Source organism: Pyxidicoccus sp. M6, assembly GCF_055568925.1.
The window spans coordinates 8,679,134-8,695,014 of record NZ_CM145714.1; the positions used below are offsets into that span (position 1 = coordinate 8,679,134).

Genomic DNA, 15,881 nt, shown 5'->3' on the forward strand with positions numbered 1-15,881 from the left:
GCACGGGGAGAAGGACATGCACTCGCGACTGCTCTTGGCGATGTCTGTATGGATTTGCGCGGCCTGTAGCTCCGGCATGCACAACGTCAATGTCAGTGACGTTGGAAGCGATTTCCACTTCTCGGAGCGCTTAGAGAGCGGTCTGATCGTCGTCTCTACCCGCTTCACCTATGATGATTGCAAGTCCTGGGAAGACCGCAAGGTGAACATTGAGTACGTGGACGACTCATACGGGGACAGGTTCAAGCGACTGGGCGTGATTCCCGTGAACGACCCATTCCAGGACAAGGACTTCCAGGACCCGCCCGGGTATCTCTCCATCAGGGAGGTCCACGCGGGAAAACACAGAATCGAACAACTCCATCCGCTGGCTTCCGAGCTGTACGCCCCCTTCGAGGTCGAGGCGGGAAAGGCCGTCTACCTTGGGGAGGTGCACGTCCAGATCGCCCACTGCGATTCCTACGCGAAGGTCGCTGTCCAGGTCACCGACCAGTGGGAGCGAGATGGGAAGCTCTTCGCGCAGCGGATGAAGAACGTGCGCTCGGAGGAGGTCGTCAAGAAGGTGTTCAGCGAGCTCTCACCGAGGAGACCTCACGGGACCCCAGCCTCCATGGCCCCGGTTGCTACCCGGCTCCCGAGCGTTACCGAGACTCGGTGAGGTGGAGCGCGCGCCGGGGCGCGATGTTCCACTCGGAGGGCAGGTCGGCGTCGCAGAACACGCAGACGAACCAGCCCTCCTTCACCAGGTTGACCTCGCTACATCGGGGGCAGCGCCGGAAGACAATCTCCGGCGTGAAGCGCGGAGGCGGAGTCAGCCCCGCCGCATGGAGGGCGCGCACCACCGCGTTCCAGCACGTGGTGTCCGGGCAGTACCCCGTGGACTGGTTCGACACTTCCGCCACGGAGAGTCGGGCCCCTGAGCCCTGGAATCGAATCTCTCCCGCGGCCAGGACGTCTTCGCCTCCCGCGCAGGCGACGTGCTCGGACCTTCTCGGTGCGAGCCTCAAGCGCCCCCGGAGGTCGACGACGTATGTCGCTCCCTCGGCGCGGGCATCGGGATGCGCCTGGAGCCAGTCTTCGGCGTCCTGCCTCGAAGTGATGGGCGTGCCGGCGGGCTGGGACACAGCGGCCCGGCGAATCTCCTCCGGGCCCACATAGGTGTACGCGTAGAGGTCCATGTTGCTGTGCGTCCTGCCGTCCTGCAGCGGGCGCTTGCGGTAGGCCGGTCAGCGGAAGCCGGCCGAGTCGCTCCAGTCCGGCACCGGAATGAAACGCAGCCCCTCCGGCGGAGGCGTGAGACTCATCACGAGGTCTACCACGGAACGGTGGAAGAGGTGCACCGTGGCCTCCTCCAACCGGAAAGCCAGCCGCTCTTGGAGGGGAACCTCGCGCAGCAGCTTTTCATCGAGGACGAGCTTGTCGATGCCCAGCACCATCCGTCCACTGTCGGAAGTCTCGATGACGGAGCGCTCACGGTCCACGCAGGCCAGGCGCCGCCACATGTGCAGGAGCCAGTAGTGGAGGACGGAGTCACCAACGCGGACGTCCGCGGGAACCCATTGCACCCCCTGCAGGTCTAGCGGTTCCAGGCACTCCTTGAGGCGTGAAGAGACCACCGGCGCGGGAAGACTGTGATGGTCCACCATGCGGGGATTGGGAGGCACAGGCTCCCCCAACTTCAACCGCACGGGCTCCGAGCGCTGCACGGGGCACCCTTTCCGAAATGGGGACGCGGACTCGTCCCATGCCAGGAGCGGATGTTCCTGGGAGCGGACTCGCATGAGCACGAAGTACTCGTCCTGCATGGCTACGCCCCCGCCTTCAGTTGCCGCCGCGCCAGAGGTTCTCCAGTGCGCCCGTGTCGAGCACCATGCCTCCGCCCACGGGGGCAGGCGCGCCGGGGCTTGTCCTGGAGGCTCGACGCACCAGCGCAGCCCACTCCGCCCGGCTGGTAATCCTGCCCATCCGTGGTGAGCGTCCAGCGCCCCTTGACCACCTTGCGGAGAATGGAAGCGCTCATGCTGTCCAGCTCACGGATCAGCGCCGCCGGATCCTGGCAGAAGCTGCCTCCTTCAATCGCCTCGGCCACCGCCTCCAGAAGGGCTTTCACCGCCTCAGGGTACGAGACATCCATGTCGAAAGCCCAGCCACCAGCATGGGGGCCAACGTGGACAGGCACATGGAGCTCACACGCGACGGCCAGCACCATGGGGAGGATGACACCATTCTCCCGACGGTTGATGTCGTAGCCGAACAGTCGGCAGTACACCGCCCACGTCTCGTCATCCGCCATTGCCTCGGAGTAGATGAGGTGGTGCGCGGCAATGGACCAGCGTCCCGTGTACCAAGGGTGGGAGTCAGCTTCACGGCCCTCCAGGATGTTGTCGCGCAGCACGGAGGAACTGCCCATGTGGCTGCCCCACTTCGGGGCGAACGGATGTCCCGGCTTCCCGCAGTACTCGCACGGCGGCACCTTCACCGGCCGAGGCCCGTCGCCGGGCTGAGACTGGAGGAACATGACTCGGCGGCCTCGAATGATGACGGGCATGCGGGAAGCAGGCGCCCATGCCTATCAATCGAGAACTGTCCATCAGGGCAGCCAGCAATACAATCCGAGACATTCCTGGTTGCCCCTCGTTCCTCAGACAGTGCAGTCCGGGCCGGTGAGCTGCGCCAGCTCCAGACACCGGACCGCCACTTCGACGACGCAAGGGTGAGCGTACACAGATGCCACTTCAGGTCTGCCCATCGCGGTTCAATGGGATGAAGTCGGCTTGAACGCACAATGACTGACCATATACAGTCACCAGACAGCACTGAATGTCGACGTAACGACGGCCAATTACAACCAACAACCTCATCAGTCGAGGAGGCGTGTATGCAGTGGTTCAGGTCACTGGTGTTTGGGCTGGCTTATCTCTTCGTTGCGAGCACCGCACTGGCGGATGGACGAAACGCAGATGTCGATGACATTCGAGTTCGTGTGCCGGTCATCGAGAACTATAGAGCGATTGATCCCGCACTTCCTGCATTCCTCATGACGTATGACCCGTACCTCTGTCCGGGTTCTGGAATCGTCGCGTTCAGTGCCTACGGACGCGGGCATGTCTCCGAGGGTGGTGCCACGCTCCTCGTCTATCCGTCCGTCATCACGAATGAAGGCGGCGGATGGCCGAACGGCGGCGGCACGTTCGTCGCGCCATGCGCGGGGCTATACTTCTTCAGCGTGTCCTTCATAAGGGATTCCTACCTTATTTCTGGCTCATCGAAGGAAGATGTATTGGTCTCTCTTTACAAGAATGGCGTCGAAATAGGGCACGCATGGAGTGGCCAGAACGTAGACATCAGCCGTGACCCCGGCACGTTCAGTGTAGTCCTCATGCTGGAGCAAGGGGACTACATCCAGACATTCGTATGGAGCGACCTCCTCACGAAGCGGCACCTGCTCCGATATGATTTTACAGGCTATCTGGTACGGCAGCGTTACTGACAGTGCTCTGTCAGAACGCCACAGGCTCCGCGACCTCCTCGACCATGACAGTGACAGTCTTGGGGTACGCCATCTGGACCTCGTGGGCCCACCCGACCGGGGCAGCGACCGGTAAGGCCGGCAGGGGCAGTGCAACGTCCCCGCCGACTTCCCGGAGGCATAGCCGTCTCCGTGAGCGCCCCCCAGGCCGGGCCCCCCTACCTGCCGCCCCCCCTTTTCCAGTAGGAGAACTCCCGCCATGCGCGGCCCTCGGCAGGTGACTCCCTGGGTGCGCGTCATGGCCCGAACCCGGGGAACGACCAGGATTTCCGCCAGCCTCCGTATGAGGGGGGATGTGGCGCGGATGGGGCTCGGACGGCCCCCCTGTGGAGACGCACCGATGCGCTGGACATGTGGGATATGGATCGCAGTGCTCGCCATCGTGAGCGGGTGTGACCGGCTCGACGTGGCCCGGCTGGCGCGCCGCGACGCGCGCACCCGCGTCCTCCAGGAGCCCGCGGGCGAGCACTGCGCGTTCGGCGGGCAGGCGGTGCAGACGGGCCTGGACCTGGACAGCGACGGCCAGCTCGATGATTCCGAGGTGACGGCCACCGAGTACGTCTGCGAGGAGGCCCTGCCCACCGCGAGGACTCGTACACGGGCGGAGCCTGTGGGGACGAGCTGCGAGCACGGGGGACAGGCGGTGCAGACCGGCCTGGACCTGGACGGCAACGGCCAGCTCGATGACGGTGAGGTGTCGGCCACCGAGTACGTCTGCGCCACACAGGTCCAGGACGTGCTGATGCGCACGCGGCAGGTGTCTCCCGGGGAGAAGTGCCCGAACGGCGGGCAGGTGACCCACGCCGGACTGGATGCGAACGGCAACCGCCTCCTGGAGGACGAAGAGATTTCCCGTGAGGTCTACGGCTGCATGGAGCTGGCGCCGGTGCTGACGCGCATGCGCGTGCTGCCACGCGACTCCATCTGCGGCCAGTCGGGCACCGAGGTGGAGGCGGGGCCGGACCTCGACGGGGATGGGGCGCTCGACGACGCCGAGCATCAGGCCACGGCCCGGGTCTGCGGCGTGGACTCGTCCCTGGTGCGGGTCCGCTCACAGGCCGAGCCCGCCGGGAAGGCGTGCGCGCTGGGAGGCACGCGGCTGTTGATATTCGGGGACCTGAACGGCAATGGCGAGCCCGAGGTGAATGAGTCCTCCTCGACCGTGTACGTGTGCCAGCCCACGCGCACGTTCGACGGCACCTACGTGGTGGAGGATGCCACGGACCTCGTCGCGCTCCAGGGCGTCACGCACATCCGGGGCGACCTCGTCGTCAAGAGCCCGGAGCTCCAGGCTCTCGTCCTGCCGGGGCTATCCACCGTCACCGGCTCGGTGGTCATCCAGTCCAACCCGAAGCTGGAGCGAGTGGAGCTGGGCGCCCTGCGCCTCATGGGCGGCAACCTGTGGATCTATTCCAACGCGCGGCTCCGCACCCTGGTGGTCGGCGATCCGGCGGCGGACTCGCTGCCCATGGGGCAGGAGTTGCTCATCGCGGAGAACCCCCAGCTGGAGACCCTGGAGGGACTCAAGACGGTGTCCCCCCGCGACAGGATCATCCTGACGGACAACGATGCGCTCCAGGAGCCGGGACGGTTCACCCGGGTCGAGGTGCTCACCGGCTCCATCACCATCAAGGGCAATGCGCTCCTCAAGCGCCTCCCCTTCCAGAGCCTCCGCGAAGTCGGGGGCTACATCGAGGTCGCCGACAATGATGCCCTCGAGTCCCTGGAGGGGTTCGTCAACCTGGCGACCGTGGGGGGCATGCTGCGGATCGCCGACAATGACGCGCTGCTCTCCCTCTCGGGAATGGAGTGGCTCAACGCGCTGGGCAGCCTCGACGTGTCGAACAACGCCAGGCTGAAGTCCACCGCGGGGTTCTTCCGGCTCGGCTTCGTGCGTTCCGTCAGCTTCTCGTACAACCCCGAGCTGGAGACGGTGGGGGACATGCCCTCGATGAGGGTCGTCGAGTCCGGCTTCTCCATCCACGACAACCCGGTGCTGCGCGGCGTTGGCAACCTCCCCTATCTGAACACCGTGGGCGCGGAGCTGTACATCTCCGGCAATCCCCTGCTGACCAATCTGCAGGGCTTCGAGCGCCTGCTGCGCCTGGGCCAGTTGACCGTGGTGAACAATGCCTCCCTGGTGAACCTGGCCTACCTGGGCAGCGTGCGCGAGGTGGGCATGTTGAAGGTTCACGAGAACCCCAACCTGAGCACGTTCAACCTGAACTCGCTCATCGCGGTGCGCGAGGTCTTCGACGTCCAGAACAACCCGAAGCTCCCCACGTGCCTGGCCACATCGCTGGCGTCCGCCACCTACAGCGGCCCGCCGCAGTGGCTCCTCATCTCCGGCAACGCCGATACTCCCTGTGGCGAGTGAGGGAACCTACGGCGCCTCGGCGACGGCCGGGGCCGTGGGCAGTGCGAAGTCCGTCGTCACCGGGAAGTGGTCTGACAGCCAGACGTGCTGGACCTGCGCCCGGCGCTGCTTGAGCCCCTGGAAGAAGATCCAGTCGAGCTGATGAGGCGTCAGCGTGCTCGTCCGGTTGTATTTCTTGAGCGTGGGCTCCAGTCCATGGTTCTGGATTTCGTCAATGGAGGCCTCGCGGTCCCAGAAGTTCCAATATTGACTGAGGCTGTTCAGGTCTCCCAGCAGGATGACCGGTGAGTCGGGGTGCGTCGCACGCCACTCCTCCAGATGCGCGAGGACGACGCGCGTCTGTCGCAGGCGTCCCTCCTCCCAGGACATCCCGGTGGGCCGGTTCTCCAGATGCGCGTTGTAGACGCGGATGCGCACCGTCCCCTTCCCGTCCGCCGAGGGCACGTCGATATCCGCCCAGACCGCCGAGCGGGGCTGGCGGACGTTCGGCAGCTCGATGGCGCCTGAGTCGACGATGGGATGGCGGCTGAAGATGGCCTCAACGCGAGCGCACATCGTCTTCTCGACGGGGTCGGCGAGCGCGTACGCCGAATAGGACACACCGCCCCATGAGCGCAGGAGCTCGTTGAAGTAGTCGAGCTGCCAACCGCCCTCATCCGAGCACAGCTCCTGGAGCCCGAGGATGTCGACGGCCCACAGGTACTTGTGCTCCCGGAACGTCTCGCGCATCGACATGAGGCTGCCCTTCCGCTCGTCAATCAGGGCCTCGCCGAGGTGCACGTTGTAGGAGATGACGCGCAGCCGGCCCTCGGAAGCGGGGATCTTGTCGACCAATGGCTCGGGCAGGCTGCTCCAACAGCCCGTCCAGAGCAGGAGCGGCATCGCGCAGAGCATCATCAGCCGGGCGAGCTGGGGAGCGCTCGCGGGAAATCGATTCGAATGAAACACGCCGCCCGCAAACTTACGGAGGCAGCCTCATGTTTCGGAGTGAGGGGCATCCGGCGAGTTGCCCGCTTCCCCTCCGTGAATCAAGGCAGAGGCCAACTGGCCCGGGGGCGAGGCTTGCCGAAGCGCTTGGGCGTGTTTGCCTTGCTGGCGAGTGCCCCGTGAAACTCGCGTCGGGACGGCAGGCGTAGAGAAACCGGGAGGACCGATGAGCCCCACCTGGAACGAACTGAGCTCCGCTTTCAACCTCGCACCGGCTTCGGATTTCCTCGAGGCACCGCGCCTGGTTCGATTCCAGGACCGGCGTGACCGGGTGAGCTGGCTCCGCGCGGACGCACCGCCACCTCTGTGCGTGCTGTTCGTCTCGCATCGCTGGGAGACCCACGACGCCCCCGACCCGACCGGCCGCCAGTTCCACGCGCTGCGGCGGTTCATCCAACTCGTCGCGCAGTGCCTCGGCGCGTGCCTGATGCCCAGGGCCGCTCGTGAGTCCTTCATGCCGTCGCTCGATTCCGAGGGGACCCTCCAGGCGCTCACCGTCGCGATGCGCATCCTCGGAGCCGAGCCGCTCGGGACTGATTTCCTTCCACCGGAGGCGCGGCGGGCCGAGGTCGAGGAAAAGGCCGCCCTGCTCGCCCCCTCGAGCGCGGAGTTCGCTCAATGGGTCGCCACCCGGATGGCGGTCTGGGTCGACTTCGCGTGCGTGCCGCAGGCTCCGCGGACCGAGTCCGAGCTCGCCGAGCTCGCGGCGACGCTGCGCCAACTGGAGTCGCTGGTCTGCGCGTCGACGATTGTCGCGCTGCGCTTCCAGCACGACGGCTACTCGACGAGCGGCTGGTGCACCACGGAATCGCTCCTCGCGAGTCGCGACGCGAGCGGGCGCGGGTTTGCGCGCAACGTGTACGTCGACATCGATGCCCTCAACGCGGGGGGCGCGCTCTACATGCCGGGCAAGGTCTTGACCGTCAGCCCCATGGACGCCGGAGCCGCGAGCATCATGGACGAGACCTACGCGCAGGCGGTGCGCGAGTTCGCGGACGACCGCGCGCAGCTGCTCGGGGAAGAGCGTGCCCTGGTGGAGGGAGCGCCCCCTCGGTTGTGGAGCAGCTACCAGAGTCTCCTCTCGGGGAGTTTCCACCCACAGGACATCGACCCGAGCCCGACGCGGCGGGCGCTCAACTTCATCCTGCTCTTCGGCGAGGCGCTCGTCGGGCACTGGCTCTTCTCCCGTGCCCCCAGCGTGCTCGACTTCGATGTGTTCGTGGCGGACCTCATGGCCCGGGCCGGACTGCGCTGCACGGCGCAGCGGGATGTCGCGTACCTCGGGCTGCTGTTGGCGGCCAGGGACCGCGTGCGTGCTTTCAAGCCGCTGCTCGCCGAGACGTTCTCGCGGTACGTGCAGCAGATGCAGGCTCCGGCGGGGCCTGGCCCACTCTCCGTCAGGTTGCACCCGATGACCGACTCCGCCCGCGCGCTGCTGGAGCAGGTCTCTCCGAAGAGTGCCGGGAGCTGGCACTCTCGCCTGGCAACGGGCGGTACGAACGCTCAGGAGCGAGGCGTCATCGACGCGCTGCAGGCGCATCTCGAGCGAGAACCGCTGCGATACGAGTTCGTATGAGGCGGGTTGCCCAAGCACCTGGGCGTCATCTCGCCCACGGCCTTCGCCCAGGCGAATCGCAAGGGTTGTCCAGCGCCATCAAGACACGTCGGCCTGGACCTGGATGGCTCCGCGGCTGATCAGGAACTGCAACGTCACGAGGAGCTCCCGCGAGGAAATACACAACCCCGACCTTGCCTGAAATGCGCCAACCACCTCATGCGCGGGCCTGGGGGTGACACAAAGCCGGCGAAGCAATCCGAGCCCCGCGGCCGGCAAGAGCCCCTCGACCTCCGAAGTGCTCTCCACGGGCGGCGCGGGCCGTGCCGCCTGGAGTCGCCAGTAGGGATTCAGTTGCAGTGGGCTTCCCGCGACATCGAGTCCCTTTCGGCGGCGCCAGAAGAGAGAGTCCGGCCAGCGAGGCTCGGCTCCGTAGAAGCTGTTTCGCTCCTTCCGGTACTGCTCGAACGCGGCGACCAGTCCCGCCTGGTATTCCGCCAATGCGCCCCTGTTTCCACCCAGCCACCCATGGATTGCGTCCGCTGCCGCAAGGGCCGCGTCCAAGGCCTTGTGGATTCCGCGCGCGGAAAGCGGGTCATAGGCGCTCGCGGCATCTCCGACGGCCAGCCACCCCTCTCCCGTGGCGCAATCGAGATGGCTCGTCGCGGAGTTCGCCACCCGCACCTTCCCCCGCTTGACGTAGCCCAGCGCCCGAGCCCGGGTCTGCGATGTGTCCGCGAGACGTGTCGACCAAAGCTCCTCCGCGCCGAGCCCGCTGCGGGAGAAGACGTCTCCATCCATCAACAAGGAAACGAGGAGCGCGCCTCGCGGCAGCAGCACCGAGTACCACCACCCATCGGAGACGGCCTCGATCATCAGTGGGTTGACGGCCGACTCCTCCGCGCGAGCCGGGACCTCCAGGGGTTCGAGCACGGCGACGAGCGCGACGAGGCGGTCGTAGGTCACCCGCCGCGCTCCAAGTGAGGTGGCCACCCCGCCCGTGCGCCCGGTCGCATCGACGACGAATTGCGCATGCTCGGCGCGATGCCGATTTCCCTGCTGGAGCTCCGCGACGAATCCCCCTCGTTCACGGGACAGTCGCACGAGCCGGGTCTCCGTGAGGATGACCGCCCCCGCCATCCTCGCGGCGTCAGCGAGCATGGAATCGAAGCGGCGCCGATCGAGACTCCAGCCTGAACCATACGGATGAAACGTGAAGTCACGAAGGGTCGGCTCGCCCTGCCCCCAGGCCGAGTGGACGGCCCAGGAGCGTCGATGGCCCTCGCTTGCGAAGCGCTCCCAGACTCCGAGCGCCTCCAGGGTGGTCCGGGCCTCGGGGCCCAGGACTTCGCCGGGACGAAAGCCGTCCCAGCCGGTGCGCTCCACCACGAGCACGGAGTGGCCGTGGCGGCGGAGGGCCAGGGCCGTGGCCGTCCCGGCGGGGCCTCCGCCAACGACGAGGACGCTCCAGGACGGCACGGATTCCCCTCGCATGGACTCAGTGAACGGCGCCCGCCCCGATGAACAGCCTCCGGGCCGCGAAGGGAAGCACCTCGAGCGGTGCCGGCGCCGCCGCGTAGCGCGGGACACCCGCGGCCTTCGAGAGCCGTGCGAAGGACTTGAGCGCCTCGGAGGCGGGTTGCACGACCTCGCCGGGCGCCGGACACCCCTTGCGCACCCAGGCCTTCATCACGTCCACGTCCGCCTTGTCGAGGATGCCCGACATCATGGTCTCCACGACCTCGGTGAAGAAGGTGCTCTGCTCGGGGTCTCCCTTTTTGATGTATTGACTCCGCGCGAGCGCCGCCATCAGGTCCTCGATGGGGCCCTGGAACCAATCCCTCACCGTCCGCTGCCCGCCCGACTCATCGGGGAGGGAGAAGTTGCCGTGACGGGGTTGGGCCTTCGCCCGAGCCGCATACTTCTGCTCGATGATGTCCTTGACCTGCTTCCCGAGGTCCTCGCTTGGAGGTGGATGCGGCTGCTCGGCGCTCAGGGACTCAATCCAATCCAGGATGATGTCCTGGTCCTCGGAGGTGAAGACCTTGTACATCGGCCCGTTGAAGCTCATCAGCTCGGTCAGGAAGCGGCTCTCCCGAGGCTTGGCGATGTCGATCCAGCCCGCCGGGTCGGTCCGGAGTGCCTCGAGCAGCGCCGGAGGATCGGCGAAGAGCGTGTTGAGCGGCTTGCGAGTGTCCCCCGCGCCAAGCTTCCGGGTGCCGTGGGCGCTCCGTGCATAGGGCGCTTTTCTACGGATGAGGTCGATCATCCGCTGTTCGGCGTATTTCTTGCGCTCCTCCGCCCCGCCCTGCTTCCCGTCCATCTGCTCCAGGAGGGTGTAGAGGTCATTGCCAAACGTGCCCACCGTGGCCCAGGTGACGTAGCCGTTCCAGATGCGCCGCCACTGGCTCTGGACCTCGCGCTCGCCGCCACCCGCGCGGATGCGGTCCAGATACAGGCGGATGGCTTGTTTCGCGAGCGCGCCATGCCCCGAGGCCACGTTGTCGATGGCCACGTGCAGTTTGTAGAAGTGGGGATTGATGTCGCGCCCCTCGAGCATCCGCACCGTCGGAGTGAGCGTCGGCGTCGCCTCCCACTCCAGGTAGAGCGTCATCCCGAGCAGCTCCGGGAAGAACTCCTGCGGGAACAAACCAATGCTGAGCTGCAGCACCGGGCTCTCGAAGGCGGAGGGCAACAACCCGCTCTCGAGGAACCGCCCCGAGCGAAGCGGGGGGAGGTAGACATTCACGCTGCGCAGGAGCGCGTCGTAGACGTTGCAGTGGTTCTGATCGGTCAGACCGTTGCCTGCCTCGTCCGCCCAGATGGCGAACAGCCGGGCCTGGACCTCGTCACACGGCCCGGTCTTCATGATGTTCTGGAGCCAGGCTCCATCCACGAGGTTCATGGGAGCCTTCTGACGCAGGTTCTCCACGACGGCCTCGCGGGAGAACTTCAGGGCATCGAGCCAGTGAAGGTCATCCATCGACGCGACGAAGTCGTTGTATATCCAATCCATCCGCGCATCGAGCGCCTCGGGCGTGTACTCGAACGCGGCGTAGTGCGGGTCCGTGTAGTCGGCCCGGGCGAGGAAATCGAGGGCGATCTCCCGTGCCATGGGCAGGAAGTCTGGGTAATCCTCGATGTTGACCAGGTAGTGGAAGGACTGTGACAGACTCAGGCCCTCGTATTTGACTGTCTCGGTTTCGACGAGGGCCGGCTCGCCGGCGACCTGGAAGGGGACTCCATCCCGGCCGCGCTCGACGACGAAGCCCAGGCGGTGCCACTTGCGCACCATCTCGTTGTCCCCTTCAGGGGACGTGGCAGGGAGGATGCGAGCCCACGGGCGCCGCTCACGCAGGATTTGAGCCCGCTCCTGCTCCAGCACCTTCCGGGTGATGCGGTCCTGCTCCGAGTCTCCCAGCTCCGTGTTCGCCAGCTGCTGTTCGATTTCGTGGATGCGCTCGTACTGGGGAAGCGTGAGCACGTCGTCGGGGCGCTGGGCCGGCCACCAGCTCTGCTGGCACTCGAAGAAGTCGGCCTGCCATGGGCAGGCCATGCGCTTGCTCATGTCCCCGGGGGCGAGCTTCGAGTGGTCGAGCCGGAACGGCTCGCTGTAGTACGCGGCATTCCGGAAGGGCCAGCTGCCCTCGATGCCAGGGAAGAAGGCGGCACCCGCGCAGGACTCGAGGGCCGCACGGTCCAAGCCCTCGGGTGTGATGGCTCCGTCGGGAGTGGGCTCACCCTTCCAGTCGGCCTCGAACTCGCCACGGGCCCACTTCTCCAATGTGTCATATTGGGTCCGGGTCAGCGTCTGCCACGTCCCGGGTTCGTCCTTCTGGGTATCCCCGTCATCCCCTGACAGAGGCGGCATGAAGGCGCTGTTTGCCTGCGCGATGGCCTCATCACCTGTCAGGCGGGGGTTTCGCACCCGCGAAAGGACGGCGGCCCGCGCCTGTTGGTGCTCGGGCCGATTGCTGGCCAGTTCCTGGATACGCGCCAGGAAATGGCCGCCGCCTATCGCGCTCGTACCGTGGCCGGAGTTCGCGTTCCCCTGCACCCAGCCCATGCGCACCGGGCGAGAGAGGATGGGAAAGACATCATGGGTGAAGGAAGGGCGAGCAGGCGGCGGCGGGTGGCCGAGCTGCACCGCCACCTCGCGGATGACGTCATACAGGGAGACGATGTTGGACACGGAAGGCGCGAAGTCGGGAGGAGCGACCACCACCCAGGCGGGACGCACCTCCACGGACTTGCCGTTCTTGAGACGCACGGTCGCCGTGACAGGGCCGTCGGAGACGTCATCGAACCAACGGTCGTTGTTGGCGTAGGTGGTGATGCGCCGGCCGGGCTCGGATGTACCCGAGTGGCCGAATCCCCCGAGGACGAGCAGGCGCCCGGAGCCATCCGTCCGCACATCGCCCAGGGGAACCGGCATTCCCATGAAGGCGCCGCCGGTGAAGTGCGCGACCTGATCGGGGCCGTTGAGGCTCCTCTCCCCAGGATCGATGATGAGCGCCTTTCGCGCTTCGATATCCGACGCCTCATCGTCGCCGCGAATGTCTCGATTGCGCCAGAATGAGCGCGGCCGGCGCTGACCCATCGGCAGGTCCTCGCCCACGCGCCCCTCGAAGCGGTCCCACTCCGCCTTCTTGTTGGCGAGGTGGACGGTCCACGAGATGTCAGCCTCGGCCGCGGTGATTTCGCGGATCACGTTTCCGGAAGCGTCGTAGGCGTACAGGCGAAACCTGGCAGCCTGCCTTTTGACTCGAGGGGCAATCCCCTTGTTGATGTCTCCGGCGTCCTTGTATCCGCCGGGGGGCACCACGTGGACTCCCGGCGCTTCGGGACCAATGAAGTACTCATCAGGACTGTTCCCAATGCGCGCGACTCCAATGGAGGGATGGATCTTGCAATAAGCAATCTCTGCCATGCGGGTACACCTCTGGGCATGATGGAGGTGAATCTCAAGCAAGGAGTCGCGCCGGGATGCGCGCCGGTGGATAGACTTTGGGCCTCCATGCGGGAATGCGCCCGCGGGGCAGCTCTGACAGCGTGTTGACTCAGCGACCATTCCCCCCTGGCCAGTTCCTTGGGAGAACAGCATCCCCGCCCCCCAAGGCCACGGCTGATTCGGCTTCCGAGCGCGCGGCCCGGCCTCGGCGCTCGCGGTCCTCGCCCGTGGAGCGTGCTGGCCGGCGCGACGGGCAGGCCCCCTGCCGCAGTGCATTTGCGCGATTGCCTCACCGCCGTGCGCGGAACCTTCAAGAAATCGGGCCGCGGGCTCCCTAGGGTGCCCTCCGAGAGGCTCAGAGGGAGTGGTCCGCATGCGGCGCATTCGTGTCATCGACAGTCACACCGGCGGCGAGCCGACCCGCGTCGTCATCGAAGGAGGTCCGGAGCTGGGCGCGGGCAACATGGTGGTCCTGCGCGAGCGCTTCCGGGAGCAGTTCGACGCCTTCCGCAAGGCCATCGTCTGCGAGCCTCGCGGCTCGGACGTCATGGTGGGCGCGCTGCTGTGTCCTCCCACCCATCCCTCCTGCGTCGCGGGCGTCATCTTCTTCAACAACGTGGGTTACCTGGGCATGTGCGGCCACGGCACCATCGGCGTGGTGAAGACGCTGGAGTACCTGGGCCGCATCACTCCGGGTGTCCACGCGCTGGAGACGCCCGTGGGCGTGGTCAAGGCCACGCTGCACCCGGATGGGCGCGTGAGCATCGCCAACGTGCCCAGCCACCGTGCGGCCCATGACGTCTCCATCCTCGTCCCCGGCCACGGCGAGGTGCGCGGAGACGTTGCCTGGGGTGGCAACTGGTTCTTCCTCTCCCGGGCCCAGCACCTTGCTCTGGAGCCACGGAACATCCCCGCGCTCACCGCGTACACGTCCGCCATCAAGCAGGCGCTGGCCGAGCAGGGCCTCACCGGCAAGGGCGGCGCGGAGATCGACCACGTAGAGCTGTACGCGCCCTCCCCCACGCCCGGCGTGGACGCGCGCAACTTCGTCCTCTGTCCGGGGCTCGCCTATGACCGCTCACCCTGTGGCACCGGGACGAGCGCCAAGCTGGCCTGCCTCGCCGCGGAGGGCGCGCTCGCCGAGGGCGCCACGTGGGTGCAGGAGAGCATCATCGGCAGCCGCTTCGAGGCGCGCTACCTGCGCGACGGTGGCAGCATCCTGCCCACCATCACCGGCACCGCGTCGGTGAACGCGGAGGCCACGCTGCTCGTCGACCCGTCGGACCCCTTCGCCTGGGGCATTGGATGAACGCCGTCGACTGCGTCATCGTCGGCGGTGGCATCGTCGGCGCGGCGCTGGCGGATGTGCTGAGCGCCGAGGGCATGTCCGTTGCGCTGGTCGAGGCTCGCTCCATCGGCGCGGGCACCACGGCGTGCGGCATGGGCCACCTGGTGGCCATGGACGACAACGCGGCGGAGCTCGCGCTCACGGCGTGGTCCGTGGCGCTCTGGCGCGAGCTGCGGGACGACCTGCCGCTCGGCGTCGAGTACGACGCCTGCGGAACGCTCTGGCTCGCCGCCGATGACGAGGAGCAGGCCGCCATCGCCGCGAAGGTCGCGAGCTACCGCGGCGTGGGAGTCCGTGCCGAGGTGCTGGACGCCGCGGCGCTGCGTGAGGCGGAGCCCGCGCTCACTCATGGCCTCGTCGGCGCGCTGCGAGTCCCGGATGACGCCGTGCTGTATCCGCCGCTCGCCGCGCTCCACTTCGCGCGACGTGCCCGCGAGCGTGGGGCTCGACTGATGCTCGGCTGCCCCGTGACAGAGCTGCGTCCCGGCGGCGTGGTGCTGGAGAATGGTGAGGTCCTCGCGGCGGGCCACATCGTGCTCGCGACGGGGGTGGCCAGTCCCCGGCTCTGCCCGGACCTGCCCATCTCTCCTCGCAAGGGGCATCTGCTCATCACCCAGCGCGGTGCGCCAGTGGTGCGTCACCAGCTCGTGGAGCTGGGCTACCTCAAGAGCGCGCATGGCTCGGATGGTGCGTCGGTTGCCTTCAACGCCCAGCCGCGAATCACCGGACAGCTCCTGCTGGGCTCATCGCGCCAGCCCGGCGCGGACGGTGCGCATGTCGAGCCCGCCATCCTGGAGCGCATGCTGAAGCGCGCCGCCGACTTCCTTCCGGGACTCGATGGGCTGCGGGCCCTGCGTGTCTGGACGGGCCTGCGCCCGGCCTCTCCGGATGGACTGCCGCTGCTCGGTCCGCATCCGCGCAAGCCTTGGCTGTGGCTGGCCTGTGGACATGAAGGGCTTGGCATCACCACGGCTCCGGCAAGTGCGCGGCTGGTGGCGGACCAGTTGCTCGGCCGCACGAGTGCCATCGATGCACGGCCCTATGCGCCCTCGCGCTTCGAGGTCCTGCATGCGTGCGCCTGAGACACAGGCTGTCACGCCGCGCATCGGCAGTGGTGTCATGACCGCGCACGCG

At 66.9% G+C, this 15,881-nt stretch carries 12 protein-coding genes; 6 read left to right on the top strand and 6 right to left on the bottom strand.

The features are described from left to right. Positions 1–76: 76 nt before the first annotated feature. Positions 77–658, top strand: a complete 582-nt coding sequence (locus tag ACVTJA_RS34040; RefSeq protein ID WP_465825797.1) for a hypothetical protein — start codon at positions 77–79, stop codon at positions 656–658. Here the strand turns inward: ACVTJA_RS34040 and ACVTJA_RS34045 are convergent. Genes ACVTJA_RS34045 through ACVTJA_RS34055 form a run of 3 tightly spaced genes read right to left on the bottom strand, consistent with a single transcriptional unit; the run spans position 642 to position 2,518 of the window. Further along, the gene (locus tag ACVTJA_RS34045; RefSeq protein ID WP_465825799.1) at positions 642–1,178 is read right to left on the bottom strand and encodes a hypothetical protein; all 537 of its coding nucleotides are present in this window, start codon (positions 1,176–1,178) and stop codon (positions 642–644) included. The two genes, ACVTJA_RS34040 and ACVTJA_RS34045, sit on opposite strands and share 17 nt — an antisense overlap. Before the next feature lie 48 nt (positions 1,179–1,226). Beyond that, positions 1,227–1,805, bottom strand: coding sequence for an imm11 family protein (locus ACVTJA_RS34050; protein ID WP_465825801.1), 579 nt, complete (start codon positions 1,803–1,805; stop codon positions 1,227–1,229). A gap of 2 nt (positions 1,806–1,807) precedes the next feature. Next, positions 1,808–2,518, bottom strand: a complete 711-nt coding sequence (locus ACVTJA_RS34055; protein WP_465825804.1) for an AHH domain-containing protein — start codon at positions 2,516–2,518, stop codon at positions 1,808–1,810. Positions 2,519–2,878: 360 nt separating this feature from the next. Between ACVTJA_RS34055 and ACVTJA_RS34060 the strand changes: the two genes are divergently transcribed. Next, on the top strand, positions 2,879–3,490 hold the full coding sequence (locus ACVTJA_RS34060; protein ID WP_465825807.1) for a C1q-like domain-containing protein: 612 nt from the start codon (positions 2,879–2,881) through the stop codon (positions 3,488–3,490). 409 nt (positions 3,491–3,899) lie between these two features. Continuing rightward, positions 3,900–5,906 (top strand): DUF7151 family protein, encoded by a 2,007-nt coding sequence (locus ACVTJA_RS34065; protein ID WP_465825810.1) that lies wholly within the window; start codon positions 3,900–3,902, stop codon positions 5,904–5,906. A gap of 6 nt (positions 5,907–5,912) precedes the next feature. Here the strand turns inward: ACVTJA_RS34065 and ACVTJA_RS34070 are convergent, their stop codons facing one another. Beyond that, positions 5,913–6,788, bottom strand: a complete 876-nt coding sequence (locus tag ACVTJA_RS34070; RefSeq protein ID WP_465825811.1) for an endonuclease/exonuclease/phosphatase family protein — start codon at positions 6,786–6,788, stop codon at positions 5,913–5,915. Between the two features lie 271 nt (positions 6,789–7,059). Between ACVTJA_RS34070 and ACVTJA_RS34075 the strand changes: the two genes are divergently transcribed. Further along, positions 7,060–8,469 carry a hypothetical protein gene (locus ACVTJA_RS34075; protein WP_465825813.1) on the top strand — a complete coding sequence of 470 codons (1,410 nt, stop codon included), beginning with the start codon at positions 7,060–7,062 and terminating at the stop codon, positions 8,467–8,469. A 78-nt stretch (positions 8,470–8,547) separates the two neighbouring features. On the opposite strand, the gene ACVTJA_RS34080 is transcribed toward ACVTJA_RS34075, so the two are convergent. Continuing rightward, positions 8,548–9,942 carry an NAD(P)/FAD-dependent oxidoreductase gene (locus tag ACVTJA_RS34080; RefSeq protein ID WP_465825816.1) on the bottom strand — a complete coding sequence of 465 codons (1,395 nt, stop codon included), beginning with the start codon at positions 9,940–9,942 and terminating at the stop codon, positions 8,548–8,550. 4 nt (positions 9,943–9,946) lie between these two features. Continuing rightward, on the bottom strand, positions 9,947–13,792 hold the full coding sequence (locus ACVTJA_RS34085) for a LodA/GoxA family CTQ-dependent oxidase (RefSeq protein WP_465825817.1): 3,846 nt from the start codon (positions 13,790–13,792) through the stop codon (positions 9,947–9,949). Here ACVTJA_RS34085 and ACVTJA_RS34090 point away from each other — a divergent pair. Continuing rightward, entirely contained in the window at positions 13,773–14,708 is a 936-nt protein-coding gene (locus tag ACVTJA_RS34090; protein WP_465825820.1) for a 4-hydroxyproline epimerase, read from the top strand. The two genes, ACVTJA_RS34085 and ACVTJA_RS34090, sit on opposite strands and share 20 nt — an antisense overlap. After that, complete coding sequence (locus ACVTJA_RS34095; RefSeq protein WP_465825825.1) at positions 14,705–15,829, top strand: NAD(P)/FAD-dependent oxidoreductase; 1,125 nt, start codon at positions 14,705–14,707, stop codon at positions 15,827–15,829. Before ACVTJA_RS34090 ends, ACVTJA_RS34095 begins: the two co-directional genes overlap by 4 nt. The last annotated feature ends 52 nt before the right edge of the window (positions 15,830–15,881 follow it).